This window comes from Kitasatospora sp. NPDC059747, assembly GCF_042732955.1.
GTDB lineage: Bacteria > Actinomycetota > Actinomycetes > Streptomycetales > Streptomycetaceae > Kitasatospora.
On record NZ_JBHWGV010000207.1, the window covers coordinates 1,319 to 4,337 of the forward strand.

Below are 3,019 nucleotides of genomic sequence, written 5' to 3' on the forward strand. Positions count from 1 at the left end.
TCGTTCCAGTGGGCGGTGAGGAGTTCGTGGTTGTAGCGCAGGTAGGGCAGGACGCCGTGTTTGTGGGCGCAGTCGCGGAGGTAGTCGTGGACTTCGCTCTGGGTGGCGAAGGTGGATTTCCAGTGGGGGTTGCGGGCGAAGGAGAAGGAGTAGAGGTGGGCTTGGACGTCGCAGGCGCAGCCGGGGTAGGTGTTGTCGCGCCAGGTGCCGCCGAGGTCGTCGGCGCGTTCGAAGACGAGGAAGTCGTCGGTGCCGGTCTGCAGGAGGCGGATGGCGGTGCCGAGGCCGGAGAAGCCGGTGCCGATGATGGCGACTTTGAGGTGGCGTAGGACGGGGCCGGCGTCGGTGGCGGGGTCGGGGGCCGTGGCCTGGGTGGTGGTGGGGTCGGTGGTGGCCTGGGCGGGGGTGGGGGTGGGGGGCGGGCTGTCGTCGTCGCCGGTGGTGGTGGGGCGGGGGGTGGTGGTGGTCATGGTGGTGGTGTGTTCCTTTCTTTTCCTTTGTGTTTCCGGGGTTGTTGCGGGCCCGGGGGCCGGGGTGGGTGTGCGGGCCGCGGGGGTGGTGGCTGGGGCTTGTTGAGGCGGGTGCCGGGCGGTGGTGCTCTGGTGTGGGGGGCGGGGCGGGGTTTCCCGGGGTGCGGCCCGTCCCCCTCCCGGGGGGCGTGGTGGTGTGTTGTGCCGGGTGTTGTGGTGGCCGTTTCCCGTGGTGGGCCGGGGTGTTCGGTGTGTTGTTTCCCCGTGGTGGGTCCTGGTGGCGGGCCGGGGTCGCGGCGGGTTCCGGGTGGTGTTGCGTTGTGTGGTGCGGGAGTTGCCTTCGGGGGGCGGGGGCGGGGGCGGCTGCCCGGGTGGCTCGTGTGTTGTTCCGGGGCCGTTTCGTGGGGCGGTTGCCGGTGTTGTTCCTGGTGCCGGTGCCCTGGTGGCCTTCTGCGGTGCCGTGTGGCCGTTTTGGGCCGGCTTGGTTCCGCTGTGTCCGCGCTGGCTTGGTTCCGTTGTGTCCGTGCCGGCTTGGTTCAGTTGTGTTTGTGCGGGCTTCGTGCCGGGGTTTTTGTGCGGGGGTTTGCGTGCCGGCCCGGGGTGTTCCCGGTGTCGTTCCTCGGGTTGTCCGTGAGCGGTTCCTCGGGCCGGTGTGGGGCGGTTCCGTGGGTCGTTGCTTGGGCCGGTCCTGATCTGTTCCTTGGGCGTGTGGAGCTGTTCTCGGGGCCGGCCTCGGCGGGTTGTTCCTGTGCTGTTTCCCGGGGTGGTTCTGGTGGGGTGGTTGCCGGTGTTGTCGGTGGGGTCGTGCGGCCCGTCGTGTGGCGGTTGTGGGCGGGCTCGGTTGCGTTGTGTCCGTGCGGGCTGCCGCGGTCCGGCTGGTGCGGTTCCGCCGCAACTAGGCGACGGTGAACAGCTCTTGGGATGTTCCGGAGGCAGTCCGGCAGTCCGGCAGTCCGGCATCACGGCGGCCTGGCGGCCCGGTACCGCGGCGGCCCGGCGGCCGGGTACCGCGGCACCATGGCGGCCCGGCACCGGGGTACCGCGGCACCATGGCGGCCCGGCATCGCGGTGCCGCGGGAGCCTGGCGACGTGGTGTCTGGGTCCTGGTGTGGTCGCCCTGGGGGCTGGGGCCGGGGGTGGGGCCGGGGGCGCCGGGGCCGGTGGTTGGGGTTTTGGTTGGGGGGTTAGGGGCGGCGGGTGAGGGTGACGCGGAAGTTGTTGAAGATGTGGTCTTCGAGGGTGTAGGCGAAGATGTCGAGGTAGCGTTCGAAGCGGGCGATGGTGGTTTCGTCGGCGTGGGTGAGGGCTTCGGTGCGGTGGGTGGCGAGGTGGTGGAGCCAGGCGCGGCAGGCGCGGGCGAAGGATTCGGGTTCGTTGCGGATTTCGGTGACTTCGAAGAGTCCGTCGAGGCCGGTGGCGAGTTCGGGCAGGCGGGGGATGTGGCAGCCTTCGAATTCTTCGCGCTGGAGGAATTTGAGGTCGTCGAGGAGCTGGCGGCGCAGGGGCGGGTTTTCGACGGTCATGGTGTGGAGGACGAAGCGGGCGCCGGGCTTGAGGAGGGAGTGGACCTGCTTGAAGAAGACGCGGTAGCGCTGGGTGCGTTCTTTGGGGGTGAGGGAGGACAGGACGAAGTGTTCGAGGGCGTTGATGCAGAACGCGGCGTCGTAGGGCTGGCCGTCGTGCTGGTGGTCTTCCCAGGATTCGACGCGGGCTTCGATGGCGGGGTTGTCGAGGGCGGTGATGAAGTCGGCCTGGGTGCGGGAGAGGGTGACGCCGACGGCGCGGGTGACGCCGTGGACGGTGGTGAGGCGGTTGAGCATGGTGCCCCAGCCGCAGCCGATGTCGAGGACTTTGGCGGTGTGGGCGGCGTGGGCGAGGTCGGTGAAGACGTCGAGCTTGCGTTCCTGGGCTTCGTCGAGGGTGGCGACGAGGTCTTCGCCGTCTTCCCAGTAGCCGCCGGAGTACATCATGGTGGGGCCCAGGATGAGGCGGTAGAGGTCGTTGCCGACTTCGTAGTGGTGGCGGATGGCTTCGACGTCGGGGTTGATGGAGCGGGCGTCGATGGTGGTCATCGGGGGTGTCCTGTTCTGTCGGGGGTGGGTCGTGGTGTGGTTGCGGGCCGGGGCCGCCGGGTGGCGGTCGTCGGGGCCCGGTGGTGCGGGCGCGGGGGCCGGCGTGCGGTGACGGTCCGTCCGTGGCGGGTGCCGGTGGCCCGGGTGTTGTGCCGGGCGTGAGGCGTGAGGCGTGCGGTGTGCGGCCGTGGGGGGCCGGGGGCCGCGGTGGCCGCGGTGGCCGTGGTGGTGCGGGGGCCGTGAGGCGTGAGCCTTGCGGCGGTGGGGCGGTGCCCCGTCCGGCGGTGGGGCGGTGGTGCCCGGCGGTCCGGCGCCGACGATCTGTGGCGCTTCGGTACGTGTGACGCTGGGTTGTTCGGTTCCTGGTGCGGGCGGGCCGGTTCCGGGTCGGGCCCGGTGGTGGCTGGTGCCGGTTCCCGTCCGGTGGTGCGGTGAGGCCTGGAGCCGGGTGGCGCCTGGCCGTTCAGTGCCGGTTGC

General features: G+C 71.1%; 2 protein-coding genes. Both read right to left on the reverse strand.

Annotated elements, in window-relative coordinates:
* The coding region (locus tag ACFV4G_RS42105; RefSeq protein WP_380448686.1) for an NAD(P)-binding protein at positions 1-470 on the reverse strand (470 nt) is incomplete at its 3' end.
* 1,184 nt (positions 471-1,654) lie between these two features.
* Positions 1,655-2,542, reverse strand: a complete 888-nt coding sequence (locus ACFV4G_RS42110; protein ID WP_380448689.1) for a class I SAM-dependent methyltransferase — start codon at positions 2,540-2,542, stop codon at positions 1,655-1,657.
* Positions 2,543-3,019: the final 477 nt, after the last annotated feature.